16 protein-coding genes, 2 tRNA genes and 1 pseudogene are annotated in these 19,269 nt (G+C 71.3%); 11 read left to right on the forward strand and 8 right to left on the reverse strand.

Features of this window, described 5'->3' with window-relative positions:
- Positions 1-47 precede the first annotated feature (47 nt).
- From OQ02_RS11680 to OQ02_RS11695, 4 genes are read right to left on the reverse strand one after another with little or no spacing between them, the layout of a single operon-like run.
- A complete protein-coding gene (locus tag OQ02_RS11680) occupies positions 48-1,223 on the reverse strand; it encodes a cation:proton antiporter (protein ID WP_033438380.1) in 1,176 nt (391 codons plus the stop codon).
- A complete protein-coding gene (secD, locus tag OQ02_RS11685) occupies positions 1,220-3,373 on the reverse strand; it encodes a protein translocase subunit SecD (protein WP_033438381.1) in 2,154 nt (717 codons plus the stop codon). Before secD ends, OQ02_RS11680 begins: the two co-directional genes overlap by 4 nt.
- A 38-nt stretch (positions 3,374-3,411) precedes the next feature.
- Positions 3,412-3,741, reverse strand: coding sequence for a hypothetical protein (locus OQ02_RS11690; protein WP_033438382.1), 330 nt, complete (start codon positions 3,739-3,741; stop codon positions 3,412-3,414).
- Positions 3,742-3,764: 23 nt separating this feature from the next.
- On the reverse strand, positions 3,765-4,754 hold the full coding sequence (locus OQ02_RS11695; RefSeq protein ID WP_033438383.1) for a tetratricopeptide repeat protein: 990 nt from the start codon (positions 4,752-4,754) through the stop codon (positions 3,765-3,767).
- 212 nt (positions 4,755-4,966) lie between these two features.
- Here OQ02_RS11695 and OQ02_RS11700 point away from each other — a divergent pair, with 212 nt between their 5' ends.
- Positions 4,967-5,437, forward strand: coding sequence for a MarR family winged helix-turn-helix transcriptional regulator (locus tag OQ02_RS11700; protein WP_033438384.1), 471 nt, complete (start codon positions 4,967-4,969; stop codon positions 5,435-5,437).
- Here the strand turns inward: OQ02_RS11700 and OQ02_RS40055 are convergent.
- Positions 5,434-6,638, reverse strand: a pseudogene (locus tag OQ02_RS40055) (NAD(P)/FAD-dependent oxidoreductase). The gene OQ02_RS11700 and the pseudogene OQ02_RS40055 overlap by 4 nt on opposite strands.
- A gap of 171 nt (positions 6,639-6,809) precedes the next feature.
- Here OQ02_RS40055 and OQ02_RS43685 point away from each other — a divergent pair.
- The 5 genes from OQ02_RS43685 (at position 6,810) to OQ02_RS11725 (ending at position 11,107) form a co-directional block, all read left to right on the forward strand.
- Positions 6,810-7,013, forward strand: a complete 204-nt coding sequence (locus tag OQ02_RS43685) for a hypothetical protein (RefSeq protein ID WP_033438385.1) — start codon at positions 6,810-6,812, stop codon at positions 7,011-7,013.
- A 51-nt stretch (positions 7,014-7,064) separates the two neighbouring features.
- Positions 7,065-8,678 carry an AMP-binding protein gene (locus tag OQ02_RS11715; RefSeq protein WP_081915542.1) on the forward strand — a complete coding sequence of 538 codons (1,614 nt, stop codon included), beginning with the start codon at positions 7,065-7,067 and terminating at the stop codon, positions 8,676-8,678.
- A 222-nt stretch (positions 8,679-8,900) separates the two neighbouring features.
- Positions 8,901-9,050, forward strand: a complete 150-nt coding sequence (locus tag OQ02_RS43690; RefSeq protein ID WP_156076987.1) for a hypothetical protein — start codon at positions 8,901-8,903, stop codon at positions 9,048-9,050.
- Between the two features lie 81 nt (positions 9,051-9,131).
- Entirely contained in the window at positions 9,132-9,623 is a 492-nt protein-coding gene (locus tag OQ02_RS11720) for a PH domain-containing protein (RefSeq protein ID WP_231499969.1), read from the forward strand.
- Positions 9,620-11,107, forward strand: coding sequence for a PH domain-containing protein (locus tag OQ02_RS11725; protein WP_033438387.1), 1,488 nt, complete (start codon positions 9,620-9,622; stop codon positions 11,105-11,107). The genes OQ02_RS11720 and OQ02_RS11725 overlap by 4 nt, the downstream gene beginning before the upstream one ends.
- Here the strand turns inward: OQ02_RS11725 and OQ02_RS11730 are convergent.
- Entirely contained in the window at positions 11,104-12,087 is a 984-nt protein-coding gene (locus OQ02_RS11730; RefSeq protein WP_033438388.1) for a GlxA family transcriptional regulator, read from the reverse strand. The two genes, OQ02_RS11725 and OQ02_RS11730, sit on opposite strands and share 4 nt — an antisense overlap.
- Before the next feature lie 72 nt (positions 12,088-12,159).
- Here OQ02_RS11730 and OQ02_RS11735 point away from each other — a divergent pair, with 72 nt between their 5' ends.
- Entirely contained in the window at positions 12,160-13,455 is a 1,296-nt protein-coding gene (locus OQ02_RS11735) for an MFS transporter (RefSeq protein ID WP_051772180.1), read from the forward strand.
- Here OQ02_RS11735 and OQ02_RS11740 read toward each other — a convergent pair.
- Positions 13,387-14,919 carry a helicase HerA-like domain-containing protein gene (locus OQ02_RS11740; RefSeq protein WP_033438389.1) on the reverse strand — a complete coding sequence of 511 codons (1,533 nt, stop codon included), beginning with the start codon at positions 14,917-14,919 and terminating at the stop codon, positions 13,387-13,389. The two genes, OQ02_RS11735 and OQ02_RS11740, sit on opposite strands and share 69 nt — an antisense overlap.
- 83 nt (positions 14,920-15,002) lie before the next feature.
- On the opposite strand from OQ02_RS11740, the gene orn reads away from it, so the two are divergent.
- The 3 genes from orn (at position 15,003) to OQ02_RS11755 (ending at position 17,456) form a co-directional block, all read left to right on the forward strand.
- Positions 15,003-15,614: an oligoribonuclease gene (orn, locus tag OQ02_RS11745; protein ID WP_033438390.1), complete on the forward strand. Its 612-nt coding sequence runs from the start codon at positions 15,003-15,005 to the stop codon at positions 15,612-15,614.
- Between the two features lie 63 nt (positions 15,615-15,677).
- Positions 15,678-15,753 (forward strand) — tRNA-His (locus OQ02_RS11750).
- A gap of 71 nt (positions 15,754-15,824) precedes the next feature.
- Positions 15,825-17,456, forward strand: a complete 1,632-nt coding sequence (locus tag OQ02_RS11755) for an ABC-F family ATP-binding cassette domain-containing protein (RefSeq protein ID WP_033438391.1) — start codon at positions 15,825-15,827, stop codon at positions 17,454-17,456.
- A gap of 241 nt (positions 17,457-17,697) precedes the next feature.
- Here OQ02_RS11755 and OQ02_RS11760 read toward each other — a convergent pair whose 3' ends face one another.
- Positions 17,698-18,837 (reverse strand): L,D-transpeptidase, encoded by a 1,140-nt coding sequence (locus OQ02_RS11760; protein WP_231499970.1) that lies wholly within the window; start codon positions 18,835-18,837, stop codon positions 17,698-17,700.
- Positions 18,838-19,133: 296 nt separating this feature from the next.
- On the opposite strand from OQ02_RS11760, the gene OQ02_RS11765 reads away from it, so the two are divergent.
- Positions 19,134-19,209 (forward strand) — tRNA-Lys (locus tag OQ02_RS11765).
- Positions 19,210-19,269 lie beyond the last annotated feature (60 nt).

Genomic DNA, 19,269 nt, shown 5'->3' on the forward strand with positions numbered 1-19,269 from the left:
TGGAACGACAACTCGGGGCCGGCGCGCTTATCTGCGCTGTTGAACCGTCACTTGGAGGCGAACGCGCGTTTCGGCAGCAGCCAGGTGAGGTGGTGGGAACGGAGGACGGCCAGCGGCCCCACCACGGCCAGGAGGAGGACGTAGCCGGCCACGAACGGGGCCACCCGGGAGTCCAGGCCTGCCGTCACCGCCATCGCCGCGAGCACCAGGGAGAACTCGCCGCGCGTCAGCACGGTCAGCCCGATGTCCACGGCCTGCTGCCGGTCGAACGAGTGGACCTTGGCGGCGAACAGACCGGCTCCGAGGTTGAGCACGATGGTGACCCCGACGGCGGCGAGGACCGGCAGCCACACCGTCCCCACCGTCCCCGGGTCGATGCTGAGCCCGAAGATGAAGAAGAACAACGCCCCGAACGCATCCCGCAACGGCAGCACCAGCTTGTGCACGCGCGGCGCGACGCCGGAGCCTCCGAGCACCGCCCCGACCATGAACGCGCCGATCGCGTCGGACACGCCCAGCTCGTGCGCGACGGCCGCCCCCGTCACCGCCACCCCGACGAACGTCACCACCAGCAGCTCGTCGTCGGCCGACTGGAACAGCCTGGTCACGACGCGCCCTCCCCACCGGGCGACCGCGCCGAGCACCACCAGGAACGCGAACGCCTTCCCGAAGTCCACCAGCGCCGACACCCCGGACGTCCCGCTGAGCACGGGCTGCAGCACCGCCAGGTACAGCGCGAGGAACACGTCCTCGATCACGATGATCCCCATCACGAGCCGCGACTCGGGGTTGCGCAACCGCTGTGCCTCGACGAGCAGCTTCGTCACGATCGCCGACGACGAGATGCCGATCGCACCGGCGATCACCAGCGCCTCGCGCGTGCCCCACCCCAGCGCGAAGCCGAACGCCAGCCCGCCGCCGATGTTGAGCACCAGGTACCCGGCGCCGGCCACCGCCAGCCGACGCCCGCCCGACACCAGGTCGTCCACCGAGAACTCGAGCCCCAGGTAGAACAGCAGGAACACCAGCCCGAGCCCGGACAGGACGGCCATCTCACCGGGATCGTCCACAAGCGACAGACCGGGCGTGTGGGGCCCGAACACGATGCCCGCCACCATGAACAGCGGGATGGTGGGCAGTCCTATCCGGACTCCCGCACGTGCGATGACACCCGCCGCGAGGAAAGCGCCGCCGACCGCGAGCAGCGCATGACCAGTGCTCATCGGTCCTCCAGCACGATCGCCACCGGTGCGGCGGTCAAGACCGTCGACACGGTACCGGCGACCAGGCCGATCAGCAGCGCGGTGGCGAAGTCGGCCAGCGAGCCGTCACCCAGGACCAGGAGGGCGGCCAGGACGAACAGGACGCCGATACCCGTGTTGACGGTTCGCGGCAGGGTTTGGAGGACTGCCGAGCTCATCACGTCGGGGAACGGCGCACGGGTCCGGCGCAGTTCGCGCACCCGGTCGAACACCACCACCGAGTCGTTGACCGAGTAGCCGATCACGGTCAGCAGGGCGGCGAGGAACACGGCGTCCGCCGTCTTGCCCAGCCACGCGAACACGCCGACCAGCACGACCACGTCCGTCACCAGCGCGACCACCGTGGCCACGCCGAGCCGCCAGTCGAACCGCACCGCCAGGTACAGGAGCTGGGCCGCCACGGCGATGGCCAGCGCGATCAACGCGTTGCGCCGCAGCTCCGACCCCAGGCTCGGCCCGATCAGGTCGTTGCTCACCTGCTCCGCACCACCGGTGGCGCGGTCGACTGCTTCACCCACGCGCACGGCGGCGGCCGAGTCGATCGGGCCGGTGCGCACGGAGACCCCGTCCGTCCCGGAGGTCACCACGACCGCGTCGGGGAAACCGGCGGACGCCAGCTCGGTCCGCACCTTGCCCGCGTCCACCGAGGACGCGGTGAACTCCAGCATGCGACCGCCGGTGAACTCGACGCCCAGCGCGAGTCCGCGCACGAACAACCCTGCGACCGCCGCGAGGAGCACGAGGCCGGCGGCGAGCAACCAGCGCTTGGGCCGCCGGAACAGGGTGATCCCCCGCGCGGTCAGCCACGTGCGCACGCGTCCCAGCGTGTGGAGGCCGCTCCACGACGGACGTCGCGCCAGCAGTGGCATGACCAGCTGCAACAACACCCGGCTGAGGACCAGTGCGCTGAACAGCGACGCCAGCACACCGATGGACAGCGTGACGCCGAAGCCCTTCACCGGCCCGGTCGCCAGCCAGAACAGCAGACCGGCGGCCAGCAACGTGGTGACGTTCGAGTCGGCGACCGCGCTCAACGCACCGCGGAACCCTTCGTCGACCGAGCGGGGCAAGCGCTTGCGACGGGCGAACTCCTCCCGCGACCGCTCGAACACCAGCACGTTCGCGTCCACGGCCATGCCGATGGCCAGCACGAAACCGGCCAACCCCGGCAACGTCAAGGTCGCGCCGATCGCGAGCATCGCCGCGTACGCCAACGCCGCATAACCACCCAGCGCCAGCACCGCCACCAGCCCCGCCAGCCGGTACACGAAGATCAGGAACAGCCCGGTCAGCGCCACCCCGATGATCGCCGCACGGGCGCTGGCGTCGATCGCCTCCGCTCCGAGCGTCGGCCCGACGGTCCGCTGCTCCACCACCTCGACCGGCACCGGCAGCGCGCCGGACCGGATCACCAGCGCCAAGTCCTCCGCCTCGGCCTGCGCGAACTGCCCGGTGATCGACGTGCTGCCGCCGATCATCCCGGTGCCGCACGCGGTCGACACGTCCACCTGCGGCGCGGACACCACCTCGCCGTCCAGCACGAACGCGACCCGCCGCCGGGGGTCGCCCGGCGGTGAGCACGCGGCCTCGGCCGTCACCTTCTGCCACGCCCGGGGCGCGTCACCCTGGAAGTCGACCCCCACGAGGTAGCCGACGCCCTGCGGGTTGAGGGTGGCACGGGCGTCCTTGATGCCCTCACCGGTCATCACGACCTCGCCGAGGCTCACCGCGTCGCCTTCCGGCGTCGGCACGTCGCCGAGCCCGGTCACCGGCCGCACCTGCAACTGGGCGGTGCGGCCGAGCACTTCGATGGCCTCCGTCGGGTCCTGGAGGCCGGGCAGTTTCACCACGATCCGGTGCTCGCCGGACCGCGCCAGCACGGGCTCGGCCACCCCGAGTTCGTCGACCCGGCGGCGCAGCACCTCCATCGCGCGGTCGGTCGCGTCGGACGTGGCTTCGGACGGTGTTTCCAACACGATCTGGGTGCCGCCGCGCAGGTCGAGGCCGAGGCGCGGTTGCACGGTGAGCAGGGTGAACGTGGACGCGACGAGCACGCCGAGGGCAAGCAGCCCGCGGACGAGTAGCGCTCGCCGCGCGCTGGGGCGCGGCATGGTGAAGAGACCTCCGGTCGAGGGTGAACGGTGTGGGTTCAGCTACCGGAGGTCGAGGGCGGTGCGCGTTCGCCGAGCGGGGTCTGGGCGTTCCGCTCGGGCGTGCGGTGGGTCGGGTCGATCGCGTCCGCCCGCACGGGCGGCGCGGGCGTGGCGTGCACGGCGGGCTGGACGCCGTCCAGCGGTTGACCCAGGTGGACCTGCACCGGGTGCACGGCGTTGGCGCCGCGGGTGGTGGTGCCGGGTTGGTGGGTCCCGTCCGCGGTCGCCGAGATGGCGACGAGCTCACCGGTGGCGGCCGGGCCGGGTCCGGACACGACGAAACCCGCGATCATCGCCAGGATCGCGAGCAGCGCGCGTCGGGTCATCGACCCCCCTTCCGGTGTCCAGGTTAGCGATCGCCGGCGAGAACCACGACGGCTCCGCCGAGCAGCGCGCACAGCCAGGCGATCGTCAACGGCTGCATCGTCGTCGCTCCGAGGAAGAGCGCCACGGTCCAGCCGGTCAGCACGACCAGGGACAACGTGAACATGACGGCCACCACGGCGACCTTCGGCCGGTGCCGTGGCAGCCGGAACAACGCCCGCCGCCCGCGACCGACCCGCAGCAGGAGCAGGCCCACGACCCCGAGGCAGGCGACGACCAGGAGGCCGGAGAACCAGCCGAGCAGCGGCGTGGGCTTCGGCATGCCCGCCAGCAGGAGCAGCAGCCCGCCCGCGACCAGGATCGCGGCGAGCCGGGACAGCGCGGGCCACAGCAGGACGTGCGTGGCGTGCAGCACCTCACCGGACGGCGGGGGTATGGGCGCGCCGCCGCGCTTGCGCCGCACGGTGGCGAGGTTCGCCCGCACGTCGTCGTCACCGGGGTCGAGGCGCAACGCGGTCCGGTAGGCGCGTTCGGCCATGCCCCAGTCCCGGGCGCGCAGAGCGGCGTCACCGAGCACCTGGAACGCGCGGGCTTCACCCGGTGCGAGGTGCGCCGCCTCCCTCGCGGCCTCCACTGCCTCCGAGAGCCCTTGGGGAGTGGCCGCCAACACCTCCGCGAGCACCACCTGGCACCGCCAGTCGCCCGGCTTGCGGCGCGCGCACTCCCGGGCCGCGACGGCCGCTTCGGTGTGCCGTCCGAGTTCGCTCAACGCCAATGCGGTCAGCCGCTGCGCCCAAGCGTGGTCACCGTTGAGGACGAGCGCGCGCTTCGCCGCGTCCAGGGCCGGGTCGGGTTCACCGGCGTCGAGGTAGGCGGCGGCCAGTCGGCACCACGCCTCGCCGTGCAGCGGATCGGCCGCGAGGGCGGGCTGGAGCAGTTCGATCGCCTGGCGCGGTCTGCCGCGGGCGGTCAACTCGGCGGCACGCACGACGGCCGCCGCGATCGACTGGGACATCGCACCTCCCGGACCTCGCCGACAAGTGTGACAGCCCGAGGAAGCCTCCCCGGTCGCGTGACGGGCCGACCCCTCGACGGCCCGTCACGCCGACAAACCCCCCGGAAAGCGGTACTGCGGAGAACTTCCCAGTCGAGAACATATTGGTGACAGCGTTCCGCGTCAAGATGTTCTCGGGTGAGAATATCTCGGGGCTGTCGTATGATCGGCGCATGGACGCCCCGGCCGACCGCGCGTGCGAGTTCCGCGCGAGCCTCAACTGGCTGCTGCACCGGGCAGCGCAGAAGTTGGGCACGGTCGCGCAGGAAGCGGCGGGCAGGCACGGCATCACCATGCGCGGGCACGTCGTGCTGACCGCATTGGCCGGCGAGCGGTCCGAGCGCACCCAGCTGGCCCTCGGCCACGCGCTGGGCCTCGACAAGACCACCCTCACCGCCGAGCTGGACCGGCTGGAACGCGCGGGCCTGATCGTGCGGCAGCCCGACCCGAACGACCGGCGCGTGCGCGTCCCGGTGATCACCGCGCAGGGCCGGGCGGTGCAGGTCGAGGTCGAGAAGCTGCACCACCAGGTGGAGTGCGACTTCATCGCCGACCTCGACCCGCAGGAAGCGAAGGCCCTGCGCGCCCTGCTGGAACGCCTGATCGCGTCGGACCACCGCCCCGACAGCGGCTCCTGCCTCTAGCCCAAGCCCGCCAGGTCCGCGTCGCGCAACTGCTCCGGCGTGACGGCCGCCCGCGCGTCGACCAACGCCTGCAACGCCTCGCCGTCGTCCCACTGGTTCACGTTCATCGCCGCCTGCACCCGCCCCTCACGCAGCCAGAACGCGGTGAACTCGCGCGCGTCGACGTCACCGCGCACCACCAGCTCGTCCTGCTCCGCGTCGGCGAGACCCCGGTACTCCATGCCGAGGTCGTACTGGTCGGTGAAGAAGTACGGCGCGGTCACGTACGGGTCGTCCGCGCCCAGCACGGTGCCCGCCACGTGCGCGCCCTGGTCCTTGGCGTTCGCCCAGTGCTCGACCCGGACCCGCCGCCCGTAGCGGGGGTGGTCGTGCGCGGCGATGTCACCGACCGCGAAGACGTCCGGCACCGAGGTGCGCAGCGCGGCGTCCACCGCCACCCCTCCGTCGGCAAGCGCGAGCCCGGCGTCGCGCGCCAGCTCCACGTTCGGCGACGCGCCCACCGCCACCACCACGACGTCACCGGTCAGCTCGCTGCCGTCGGCGAGCCGGACACCGTGCTCGGCGAAGCCGTCCACGCCGACGCCGAGCCGCCACGTCACGCCGTTCGAGGCGTGCAGGTCGCGGAACACCTCGCCCATCCGAGGACCGAGGACGCGGCGCAGCGGCAGGTCGACCGGGTCGACCACGGTCACCGACACGCCGTGCCGCCGGGCCGCGGCGGCCACCTCGCAGCCGATCCACCCCGCGCCGACGACGACAACCCGCGCGCCCTCTGTCAACGCCGCGCGCAACGACAACGAGTCGTCGAGCGTGCGCAACGTGCGCAGACCAGCGAGATCCCCACCCGGAACGGGCAACCGGCGTGGTGTCGAACCCATCGCGAGAATCAGCCGATCGTACGAATGCGTTACGCCGGCCGAATCGACGACCGCCCGTTCACCGACGTCGATCCGCGTGATCTCGGACGTCAACCGCAGCTCGATTCGGCTCTTTCGTAGAAATCGGCGTCGTGCACGCGGTGTGGCGAGTCGGTGTCTCCGAGCAACAACTCCTTGGACAGCGCGGGGAGTTCGTAAGGCTGGTGCGCTTCCCGACCGAAGACGACCACGTCACCGGTGTAGCCGCGGTCCCGCAACGCTCCCGCGGCGGAGGCACCGGCCAGGCCCGATCCGATTATCACGATCCGTTGCGGTTCAGCCATTTTTACAGCCTTCCAGGTGACTGGGGCGACTACCGCGTGCAACGCTGTCGACAGCTCGGCACGGTCGCCCGATGGGTTTTCCCGTCATGGCACCAGCCCGCGTGCGTCTCCCCCTCATGAGCGCCCGGATCGGTCCGAGCGCCCCGGGTCGACAGTTGGAGGTTGGGGGCCGTGAATACTGGCAAAGAGTGGCAGATCTCGTGCCGCGACATCGCGTCACGTCGCCGCGACATGACGGTTTTCGTCAGCCAAGGGCACGTCGTGGTGACGGTGCCGCCGGGCGAGGCGGCCGTGCTGACGCCGTTAGAAGTGGGTCGTCTGCGCGCCGCCCTGCGCGACGCCGTCGTGAACGCCTCGGGCACACCGGAGCACTGAGTCACCGCCCGAGTCTTCCTACTCACGGGTAGGTAGTGTCAGTATCGAGGGGTGAGCACCTACTTCGGCATCGGCGCGACGGCCTTCAACCGAGTGGCAGGAGTGCTGCGCGCGGTGGTGACGCTGGTGCGCGTCGGCGTCGTGCGCCCGATGGGGCCCGGCCGGCTGCTCGGCGTGCTCGACGCCTACCTGCGGTGGGACCTCACCCTGGCGTTCGGTTTCGCGACCGGCGCGGTCCGGCGCCCGGACCGACCGGCGATCATCGACGACGCCGGCACCCTCACCTACGCCGACGTGGACGAACGCACCACCCGGCTGGCACACGGGCTGCACGACCTCGGGGTGCGGGCGGGTTCGAAGGTCGCGGTGCTGTGCCGCAACCACCGCGGTTTCCTGGAGACCGTGACCGCGTGCGTGAAGCTCGGCGCGCACAGCGTGCTGCTCAACACGGGGTTGAGCGCGGGCCAAGTCGCGACCGTGCTGCGCGAGCAGGACGTGGCCGTGGTCGTCGCGGACACCGAGTTCCGCGGCCTGCTGGCCAACGCGCCGCGCAAGGTGCGCCGGGTGATGGCGTGGGTCGACGGCGGCACCAAGAGCAGGACGCTGGAGGAGCTGATCGCGAACTCCCCCGCCACACCGCTGCCAGCACGTCCGCCGCGCGGCCGGATGATCGTGCTGACCTCCGGCACCACGGGTGCGCCCAAGGGCGCGAAGCGACCGGAACCGGGCGGCCTCACGCCCGCCGCCGCGTTGCTGTCCCGCATCCCGCTGAAGGCCGGCGACCGGTTCTCCGTGCCCGCGCCGCTGTTCCACACGTGGGGCCTGGCCGCGGTCCAGATCGGGCTCGTGCTCGGCGCGACGCTGGTGCTGCGCCGGAAGTTCGACCCGGCGCTGACCGTCGCCGACGCCCGCGAGCACCGCTGCGACGCGCTGTTCGTCGCTCCCGTGATGCTGCAGCGCATCCTGGAACTGGCCGACCGACCGCGCCTGCCGGACCTGCGGGTCGTCGCGTCCAGCGGCTCGGCGCTGCCGCCCGCGGTGGCGCGGCGGTGCCTCCGAGACCTCGGCCCGGTCCTCTACAACCTGTACGGCTCCACCGAGGTGTCCTGGGTGACCATCGCCCGCCCGGACGAGTTGGCGCGGCACCCGGACACGGCGGGTCGGCCGCCGTTCGGCACCCGGCTGGAGATCCTGGACGACGAGGGCCGCGCGGTGCCCGTCGGCGCCACCGGCCGCATCTTCGTGGCCAACGAGATGCTGTTCGACGGCTACACCGACGGCGCGGGCAAGGAGGTCCGGAACGGCCTGATGTCGACCGGTGACGTCGGCTACCGCGACGACGACGGCCTGCTGTTCGTGGCCGGCCGGGACGACGAGATGATCGTCTCGGGCGGCGAGAACGTGTACCCGCGCGAGGTCGAGGACCTGCTCTCCGGTCTGGCCGGTGTGCGTGAGGTGGCCGTGGTCGGCGTTCCCGACGAGCGGTTCGGCCAACGGCTCGCCGCCTACGTGGTGTGCGAGGAGCCGGGCGGGCTGGACGAGGACGCGGTCCGCGAGCACGTGCGCGTCAACCTGGCCAGGTTCTCCGTGCCGCGCGACGTCGTGTTCCTCGACACCCTGCCGCGCAACGCGACCGGGAAGGTGCTGAAGCGGGACCTGCGGTGAGCGCCCATCACTTCCGCGGACCGGGCTCGTTGACGGTCGTGGAGGAGCCTCTCCGGGGCGCCTCTCAGGGGGTATCGCCTGGTTGGCCTAGTCACAAGTGTGGTGATGACCGTGACGACCCGCGTGTGCCATGCTCCGCTTGGATGCTTTCGGGCGTCCCCTGCGGACCGGATCCGGCTCCCCCTGCCGACAAGAGCCGCTACGAATGAACGGAGTTCGACGATGGTTGTGCACTCCCTGCACAAGATCATGGCCGCGCTGGCCGTCTGCGCCGGTCTCGCGGTCGTCGTGGGTGTGCCCGCCGCTGCCGCCTTCCAGGGTGAGAGCGCCGTGGCCCAGGCCTTCCAGGCGCCGTACTCGATCCACCCGTGAGCCGCGCCGTGCGGTCCTGACACCGCTCTCGGGGCCGGGTTCTCGCGCACGCGGACTCGGCCTTGAGGCACAGTGGACGGCGTGAGCAGCGAAGTGTTGCGCCTGCGTGCGCCGCGGCACCAGGTGAGCCGCAAGTCGATCACCCTCTGGACCCTCCACGCGTTGATCGGCTGGACGGTGCTGCTGGTGCCGCAAGCGGTCGTGCTGATCTTCGCCGCGACCCCCTTGCAGGTCGCCGCCGCGATCGCCACCCTGGTGGTCGGCACCGCGCACACCCTGGTGATGCCGCGCTGGCGGTACCGGGTGCACCGCTGGGAGGCCACGCCGGACGCGGTGTACACGCTGGCGGGCTGGCTGAACCAGGAGTGGCGCATCGCGCCCGTCTCGCGCATCCAGACCGTCGACACCAAGCGCGGTCCGCTGCAGCAGCTGCTCGGCCTGTCCACGGTCACCGTGACCACCGCGTCGGCGGCGGGCCCCGTGTCCATCGAAGGCCTGGACCACGACGCGGCGGTGCGGCTGGCGGACGAGCTGACCACCACCACCCAGGCCACGCCGGGTGATGCCACGTGACCACCGAACTGCCCGCCGCGCCGGAGTACGCCGAACCGGTGGTGGACTGGCACCGGCTGGACGTGCGCATGCTCATCGTCCGCCCGCTGAACGAGATGGTCGGCCTGATCCCGCTGTTCATCGGCCTGCTGGTGCTCGGCAAGGGCGAGACCTGGCGGTTCCTGGCCAGCGGCGGCGTGATCGTGGCGATCGTGCTCTTCGGACTGCTGCGCTGGATCAGCACCCGCTACCGGATCACCACCGAGCAGGTCGAGCTGCACACCGGGCTGCTCGTGCGCAAGCGCCTCGCGGTGCCGCGCGACCGCATCCGGACCGTCGACCTGACCGCGAAGCTCGGGCACCGGCTGTTCGGGTTGTCCGCGATCCGGGTCGGCACCGGGCAGCGCGACCAGCCCGGCGAGGACGGCCTGACCCTGGACGCGGTGTCGTCGGCCGAGGCCGAGCGCCTGCGCGTGCTGCTGCTCACCACCGCCAAGTCGGAGGCCCCGACCGAGGCCGTGGTCGCCCGGCCGGGTGTCGTGCTGTCCGAGTGGGACAACCGGTGGCTGCGGTACGCGCCGTTGACGCTGTCCGGCCTGGTGGCCGCCGGTGCGCTGTTCGGCTTCGTGATGAACTTCGCGCGGGAGCTGGACATCGAGGTGCTGGACCCGATGACGGAGGCCGCGCACTGGGTCGCGGAGCAGCCGATCGGGTTGACCGTCGCGCTGTTCGCGGGCGTGGTGCTGCTGGTCGCGACCCTCGGATCGGTGCTGGTGTACGTGGTGCAGTTCTGGGGCTACCGGCTGACCCGTGAGCCGGACGACACCGTCCGGGTGCGCCGCGGCCTGCTCACCACGCGTTCGGTTTCCGTTGCGGAGCAACGACTTCGTGGCGTCGAGCTGGTCGAACCGCTGCTGCTGCGCGCCGGGCGCGGCGCGCACGCCAAGACCGTCACCACCGGTTTGGGGCGCAAGGGCGAGAGCAACCTGCTGCTGCCGCCCGCGCCCGTCTCCGAAGCCCACCGCGTGTCGGCGGAAGCCTTGCGGCAGGCCGAGTCTCCGACGCGGACCCCGCTGCGGCGTCACCCGATGGCGGCGCTGCGGCGTCGGATGGTGCGCGCCGTGGTGCCGTTGTTGGTGCTCGCGGCGGTGCTGGCGTGGTTCGCGCCGAGCTGGACGTGGCAGGTCGTGCTGGCGCTGGTGCCGTTCTCCGCGGCCCTGGGCTGGGACCGCTACCGCTCGCTCGGCCACGCGCTGACCGACCGCTACCTGCTCGCCCGCGCGGGCTCGGCGATCCGGGAAACCGTGGCGCTGCAACGCACCGGCATCATCGGGTGGCGCATCTACCGCTCGTTCTTCCAACGCCGTGCGGGCCTGGTCACGATCTCCGCCACCACCGCCGCGGGCGACGGCGCGTACCACGTGATCGACGTGGCCGAGGGTGACGGGCTGGCGCTGGCCGACGAGGCGGTGCCGGGCTTGCTGCGGCCGTTCCTGGAGCGCTAGGCGGTGCGGAACGTGGTGCGGTAGGCGCTGGGCGCGACACCCAGCGTCGCGCTCATCTGCTGCCGCAACGCCGCGCCCGTGCCGAAACCGGACCGCCGGGCCACCTGGTCGACCGCCAGGTCCGTCGTCTCCAACAGGTGCCGGGCCCGCTCGACGCGCTGCTGGATGATCCACTTCGCCGGGCTCGCCCCCGTCTCCTCCCGGAACCGGCGGGTGAACGTGCGCACGCTCATCCGCACGTGGGCGGCCAGCACGCGCAGGTCGAGCGGCTCGTCCAGGTGCTCCAGCGCCCAGGCGCGGGCGGGCGCGGTGGAGGTGTCGGCTTCGTCCGGGATCGTGCGCACGATGTACTGCGACTGGCCACCGGGCCGCCACGGCGGCACGACGCACCGGCGCGCGGCCAGGTTGGCGATCCGACTGCCGTGGTCGTGCCGGACGACGTGCAGGCAGAGGTCGACGCCCGCGCCGACACCGGCCGACGTGAGGACGTCGCCCTCGTCCATGAACAGGACGTCCGGGTCGAGGTCGACGTCCGGGAACAGCCTGCGGAAGTTGTCCGCGTGCGCCCAGTGCGTGGTGGCCCGGCGTCCGTCCAGCAGACCGGCCGCGGCCAGCACGAACGCGCCCGTGCAGATCGACATCATCCGCGCGCCCCGGTCCGCCGCCGCGCGGAGGGCGTCCAGCACCGGCGGCTCCAGCGTGCCGTCCACCAGCACCTTCGCCCCGTAGTGCACGCCCGCCGCGATCACCGTGTCCGCTTCGGCCAGCAGCTCCAGGCCGTGGTCGGGGACGAGGGTGAAGGCCGCCGACGTGCGCACCGGCCGACCGCCGGGCGTGCAGATCCGCACCCGGTAGAACCGCCGCTCGTCCTCGTCGCGGGCGGCGTTGAGGATCTGCGTCGGCGTGCCGAGGTCGAACGTCACGACCTCGTCCAGCGCGAGCACGGCGACCTGGTGGCGGAGGTCCGCGGCCGGATTCATGGCCGGATTCTTTCACATGATGGCCATCAAGCCACTTTCGTCGGGTCGGGGTGTTCACCGACGCTTACCGGCGTGATTCGCAGCAAGCAGAACTGGGCATGGGTGGTCGCCGGCGTCGCGTTCATCGCGCTGGTCGGCGCCGCGGCGTTCCGGGCGACCCCGGGCGCGTTGATCGAACCGCTGCAGAGCGAGTTCGGCTGGTCCACCAGCACCATCGGGCTCGCCGTGTCGGTCAACCTGATGTTGTTCGGGCTCACCGCGCCGTTCGCCGCCGCGCTGATGGAACGGCTCGGCGTGCGCAAGGTCGTGGCGTCGGCGTTGACGCTGGTCGCGGTGGGCAGCGGGTTGACCGTGTTCATGACGACGGCGTGGCAGCTGGTGCTGTTCTGGGGCGTCCTGGTCGGCCTGGGCACCGGCTCGATGGCGCTGGCGTTCGTGGCCACCATCACCGGCCGCTGGTTCGTCAAGCACCGGGGCCTCGTCACCGGCGTCCTCACGGCGGGCGGCGCGACCGGACAGCTGGTGTTCCTGCCCGCGGTGGCCGCGCTGTCCGAGGCGTCCGGCTGGCGCTCGGCGTCGCTGATGGTGTCCCTCGCGGCCCTCGCGGTGGTGCCCCTGGTGCTGCTGTTCCTCCGCGAGCACCCCGCCGACCTGGGGATTCCGCCCTACGGCGGTGACGAGGTCGTGCCCGTGCCACCGGCCTCCGGCGGTGCCGCCCGACGGGCCATCGGCGCCTTGACCAGCGCCGCCCGCACCGGGCCGTTCTGGTTCCTCGCCGCCGGGTTCGCCATCTGCGGCGCCACCACCAACGGCCTGGTCGGCACCCACTTCATCCCCGCCGCCCACGACCACGGCATGCCCACCACGACCGCCGCCGGTCTGCTCGCCCTGGTCGGTGTCTTCGACATCGCCGGGACGGTGCTGTCCGGCTGGCTCACCGACAAGGTCGACCCGCGGCTCCTGCTCGCCGTCTACTACGTGCTGCGCGGCGCGTCCCTGCTCGTCCTGCCGCAGTTGTTCCACGACTCGGTGCAGCCGTCGATGCTGGTGTTCATCATCTTCTACGGCCTGGACTGGGTGGCGACCGTCCCGCCGACGGTGGCGCTGTGCCGCGAGATCTTCGGCCTGTCCGCGCCGGTCGTGTTCGGCTGGGTCTTCGCGTCCCACCAGATCGGCGCGGCCCTCGCCGCCACCGCCGCGGGCCTCACCCGCGACCACTTCGGCGACTACGCGCCCGCCTGGTACGTCGCCGGCGTGCTCAGCATCAGCGCCGCGTTCCTGTCCATGAAGGTCAAGCGGTCACCGGCGTTTGCGGGAGGTCCCGAACAGCCCGCGCGTGATCTCACGCCCGAGGGCACTCGCGGCTGACCGGAGGAACGACTTCACCGCCGTGTTCCCGAGCACCTGCTGCACCACACCGGGATCTTCACGCTCGGGCTTCCGCTGTGGTGCCTCCCGTGGCGCCTCCTGCTGCTCCGCTTCCCCGGCAGGGGGCGCCACCTTGGCGGTCAGCTTCTCGTACGCCGACTCGCGGTCGACCGTCTCCGAGTACTTGCCGTGCAACTCCGACGACCCGGCCACCTGCTTGATCGCGTCCGCCCCGATGGTGTCCATCAAGGACCGCGGCGCGCGCAGCCTGGTCCACGCCACCGGCGTCGGCGCGCCCTTCTCGCTCAGCACCGTCACCACGGCCTCACCGATGCCCAGCGACGTCAACGCCTCGTCCAGCTCGTAGTGCGGCGTCGTCGGGTACGTCTTGACCGCCTTCGCCAGCGCCGCCTGGTCCTCCGGCGTGAACGCCCGCAGCGCGTGCTGAACCCGTGCGCCCAGCTGCGACAGCACCGCGTTCGGCACGTCCGTCGGCAGCTGCGTGCAGAAGAACACGCCCACACCCTTGGACCGGATCAGCTTCACCGTCTGCGTGATCCGCTCCAGGAACGCCTTCGACGCGTCCGCGAACACCAGGTGCGCCTCGTCGAAGAAGAACACCAGCTTCGGCTTGTCGAGGTCGCCCTCCTCCGGCAGCTCCTCGAACAGCTCCGCCAGCAACCACATCAGGAACGTGGAGAACAGCGCGGGCCGGGACTGGAGGTCGGCCAGCTCCAGCAGCGACACCACGCCCTTGCCGTCCGCGACCCGCATCAGGTCGCGCGGGTCCAGCTCGGGCTCGCCGAAGAACGTGTCGCCGCCCTGCGCCTCCAGGTTCACCAACGACCGCAGGATCACCCCCGCCGTCGCCGACGAGACGCCGCCCAGGCCCTTCAGGTCCGCTTTGCCCTCTTCGCCGGTGAGGTGCGTGATCACCGAGCGGAGGTCTTTGATGTCCAGCAGCGGGAGGCCGCGGGCGTCGGCCCAGTGGAAGATCAGGCCGAGCGTGGACTCCTGGGTGTCGTTGAGCCCCAGCACCTTCGACAGCAAGATCGGCCCGAAGCTGGTCACGGTCGCGCGCACCGGCACGCCGACGCCGCCCGTGCCCAGGGACAGGAACTGCACGGGGTACGCCTGCGGCTGCCAGTCGTCACCGGTCTCGGCGGCCCGCGACGTGACCCGGTCACCGCCCTCGCCCGGCCGGGACAGGCCCGACAGGTCGCCCTTCACGTCCGCCATGACCACCGGCACACCCGCCGCCGACAGCTGCTCGGCGATCAGCTGCAACGTCTTCGTCTTGCCGGTTCCGGTCGCGCCCGCCACCAGGCCGTGCCGGTTCAGCGTCGCCAACGGGAGCCGCACGTGCGCGGTCGACTCGACCGCTCCGTCCACCAGCACCGCACCGAGTTCGATGGCCGCGCCCTCCGAGGCGTAACCGGCAGCGATATCGCTCTGGGCCGTCATTGCCATGAGCGTAATGAGATTGGTAGGGGCCGCCACCCGAAGCGACGCGGGGCCGGGACGGCCGGGCGACTAGGCTCGCCCGCGTGATGGATCGCTTGGTGTGGATCGACTGCGAGATGACGGGCCTCGACCTGGGCAAGGACGCCTTGATCGAGATCGCGGCGCTGGTGACGGACGCGGAGCTGAACGTGCTCGGCGAGGGTGTCGACGTGGTGATCCACGCCGACGACACAGCGCTCGACTCGATGCCGGACGTCGTCATGCAGATGCACGCCAAGTCCGGGCTGACCGAGGAGGTCCGGCGGTCCGCGGTGACGCTGGCCGACGCCGAGGCCCAGGTGCTGGCGTACATCAAGGAGTGGGTGCCGGACCCGCGCACCGCACCGCTGGCCGGCAACTCGATCGCCACGGACCGCGGGTTCATCGCCCGTGACATGCCCGAACTCGACGCACACCTGCACTACCGGATGGTCGACGTGTCGTCGATCAAGGAGCTGTGCCGGCGCTGGTACCCGCGCATCTACTACGCCCAGCCCGGCAAGGGCCTGGCGCACCGCGCGCTCGCCGACATCCGGGAGTCCATCCGGGAGCTGGCGTACTACCGGCGCACGGCGTTCGTGGCTCAGCCGGGGCCGTCGTCGGAGCAGGCGCAGGCGGTCGCCGCCGAGCTGCTGGCCGCCGACCGGGTCGAATAGGGTCGATTTCAGGACCGGAGGCAGGGCACTGTATGCTCTCTTCCGCCGGGTCAGCCGGTCTTGGTGGGTGTAGCTCAGCTGGCAGAGCACTGGGTTGTGATCCCAGGTGTCGCGGGTTCAAGTCCCGTCACTCACCCCAAGCGGAACGCCCCTCGACGGACTTGTCGAGGGGCGTCTTCTTTTGTCCCTACTTTGTCCTGCGGAGTTGCCATGAGCGCCACACTCGTCGCGAAGGACCTGGCCGCCGGGCACGGCGACCGGGTGCTGTTCGAAGGTCTGGACCTGGTCGTGGCGCCCGGTGACGTGATCGGGCTGGTCGGGGCGAACGGCGCGGGCAAGTCGACGCTGCTGAGGACGCTGGCCGGGCTGCTGCCCGCCGAGCAGGGTGTGATCCGCCTCTCCCCGACGAACGCGACCGTCGGCCATCTGCCGCAGGAGCCCGACCGCCGGCCGGGAGAGACGGTGCGCGCGTTCCTGGCCCGGCGCACGGGCGTGGCCGACGCGCAGGTCGAGCTGGACCGGGCCACCGAGGCGTTGGCCACGGGCGCCGACGACGACACGTACTCCGAGGCGTTGGAGCGGTGGCTGGCGCTCGGCGGCGCGGACCTGGAGGAGCGGTCGCTGGAGGTGGCGGCGGACCTGGGGCTGGGGGTGTCGCTGGACCTGGCCATGACGGCGCTGTCCGGTGGTCAGGCGGCGCGGGCGAGCATGGCGTCGCTGCTGCTGAGCCGGTACGACGTGTTCCTGCTGGACGAGCCGACCAACGACCTCGACCTCGACGGCCTGGCGCGGCTGGAGCGGTTCGTGACGGGGCTGCGCGCGGGCACCGTCCTGGTCTCCCACGACCGCGAGTTCCTGTCCCGCACGGTGACGCGGGTGGTGGAGCTGGACCTGGCCCAGCAGCAGGTGCGGTCCTACGGCGGTGGGTACGAGTCGTACCTGGAGGAGCGGGAGATCGCCCGCAAGCACGCCCGTGACGACTACGAGGAGTTCGCGTCGACGAAGGCATCGCTGGAGGAGCGGGCGCGGGCGCAGCGGGCGTGGATGGAGAAGGGCGTGAAGAACGCCCGGCGCAAGGCTCCCGACAACGACAAGTCGGGGCGCAAGTTCCGCACCGAGGCGACCGAGAAGCAGGCGTCGAAGGCCAGGCAGACGGAGCGGCTGATCGAGCGCCTCGACGTGGTCGAGGAGCCGCGCAAGGAGTGGGAGCTGCGGATGGAGATCGCCGCCGCGCCCCGGTCCGGTTCGGTGGTGGCGGTGCTGCGGGCGGCGGTGGTGACGCGGGGGTCGTTCACGCTGGGGCCGGTGGACCTCCAGGTGGACTGGGCGGACCGGATCGCCATCACCGGGGCGAACGGGTCGGGCAAGTCGACGTTGCTGGCGGCGCTGCTCGGTCGGGTGCCGTTGACCTCCGGGTCGTCGGCGCTGGGGTCGGGCGTGGTGGTGGGCGAGATCGACCAGGCGCGCGGGTTGTTCCTGGGTGACGAGCCGTTGCTGGACGCCTTCGGGACTGCCGTGCCCGATCTGGTCCCGGCGGACTTGCGCACGTTGTTGGCGAAGTTCGGGCTGAAGGCGGCGCACGTGATGCGGCCGGCGGCGTCCCTGTCCCCCGGTGAGCGGACGCGTGCCGCGCTGGCGCTGCTCCAGGCGCGCGGGGTGAACCTGCTGGTCCTGGACGAGCCGACGAACCACCTCGACCTGCCCGCGATCGAACAGCTGGAGTCCGCGCTCGACTCGTACACGGGCACCCTGCTCCTCGTCACCCACGACCGCCGGATGCTCGACGCCGTGCAGACGACCCGCCGCCTGGTCGTGGCAGCGGGTCGTGTCACGGACGCCTGACCTCGGTTGCAGATGCCGCTCACCCGTGACGCCACGCGGGTTCCCAAGGCAGCATTGGAGCGTCACTCACCGGCCGACGGAGTCCCGCCTGACCGTCGGAGACCTGCTCGATCGCCTGAGTCACCCGACCGGCGCGCCACGCTTCGCCGGCCGGGTGCGTCGCCGGCTGAAGTGATCGCTGGGCATGCGAACGGCCCGCCGCCTGGTCGTGGCGACGGGCCGTGTCACGGGCCTCTGGTCCCTATCGGTTGCCCTTGACCCACTGGTCCCACGGGATCTGCCAGTCGCCGAAGCCGTCCCACGACTCCAGCACCGGGCCGCCGGAGTTGGTGACGATCACGACGTCACCCGGCTTGGAGGTGTCGAACACCCACTTCGCGTTCTCCGGGGACAGGTTCAGGCAGCCGTGGCTCACGTTGCGGTAGCCCTGGTCGCCGACCGACCACGGCGCGCTGTGGAAGAAGATGCCGGAGTTGGACATCCGGTACGCCCAGTCCACTGGCGTGACGTAGCCGCCCGCCTCCAGCGACAGACCGTACGTGCGGGAGTCCATCACCATGTTGGCGTGCTTCTCGGTGAGCACGTAGGTGCCCGTGGGCGTGGGGTTCTGCGCGTCGCCCATCGACGTCGGCATGGTGCGCACGACCTGGCCGTTGACCTTCGTGATCACCTGGTGGGTCTGGCCGTCCGCCTCGTGGATGACCGAGTCGCCGATCGTGGTGGTGATGACGCGGTCCTCCTCGCCGTAGACGCCGTTGCCGACGTGCTTGCCGTAGATCTTCGCGTTGATGGTGATCTTCGTGCCGGGCGTCCAGTAGGCCTGCGGGCGCCAGTGCACGGTCTTCTCGTCGTACCAGTAGAAGGCGCCCTCGACGCGCGGTTCAGCGGTGATCGAGATCATCGCCTCGGCGGCGGCCTTGTCGGCGATCGGCTCGTCGAAGTAGAACGCGAGCGGCTGTCCGACGCCGACCGTGGTGCCGTCCTGCGGGTTGACCGACAGGTACGTCAACGTCCGCGGCTTGACGGTGGTGAAGGTCGACGTCTTGCTGACCGGCTTCCCGTCCGCGCCCTCGCCCGTCACGGACAGCGTGTACGTCTTCTGGTAGCCCAGCGGCTCGGTGTTCGTCCACTGGAGGCCGTCCGGCGTCACCTGGCCCGCGACCGCCACGCCCTCCGGGTTGGTCAACGTCACCTGGGTCAGCTTGCCGTCGGCCGCCGTCACCACGACCGGCACACCGGGTGCCACGTCGACCGCCGCGTCCACCGGGCCGGTGGTCAACGACACGGGCTTCGGCGGCGGGGTGGACGACGTGGTCGTCGTGGTCTCACCGGCGGTGCCCTCGGTAGCCGCCGAACCGGTCGTGCAACTTGTGACCAACATCGCAACCAGCCCGATCGCGACGATCCCCAGCGCTCTGCGCGCCCCCCGCTTGCGGTGCATCCCCATCCTCCGGTTCGTCCCCAGTACGCGCAGCCCACCCGTAACACGGGGTTCGCTGGCGTCCCCTGACAAGGTGACGCCCGGAAGGTTGACGATGTTGCCCGAGATGCTGGATCGTTACGAAGGCGAAGTTCCCCCTGTACCAGGGCGGCACACCCACCCTGACCAGGCGATTGGGAGCTCCGTCAGACGCTGTGCTAATGTTCTTCGCGTCGGACAAGAGCAAGAGAGTCCGAGCGCCGCTAGCTCAACTGGCAGAGCAGCTGACTCTTAATCAGCGGGTTCGGGGTTCGAGTCCCTGGCGGCGCACCACCACTGATCAGGCGGTTTCCCGAAAAACGGGGAGCCGCCTGATTCGTTTTCGGCTCAAGG

It is taken from the genome of Saccharothrix sp. NRRL B-16314 (assembly GCF_000716595.1).
Classification (GTDB): domain Bacteria; phylum Actinomycetota; class Actinomycetes; order Mycobacteriales; family Pseudonocardiaceae; genus Actinosynnema.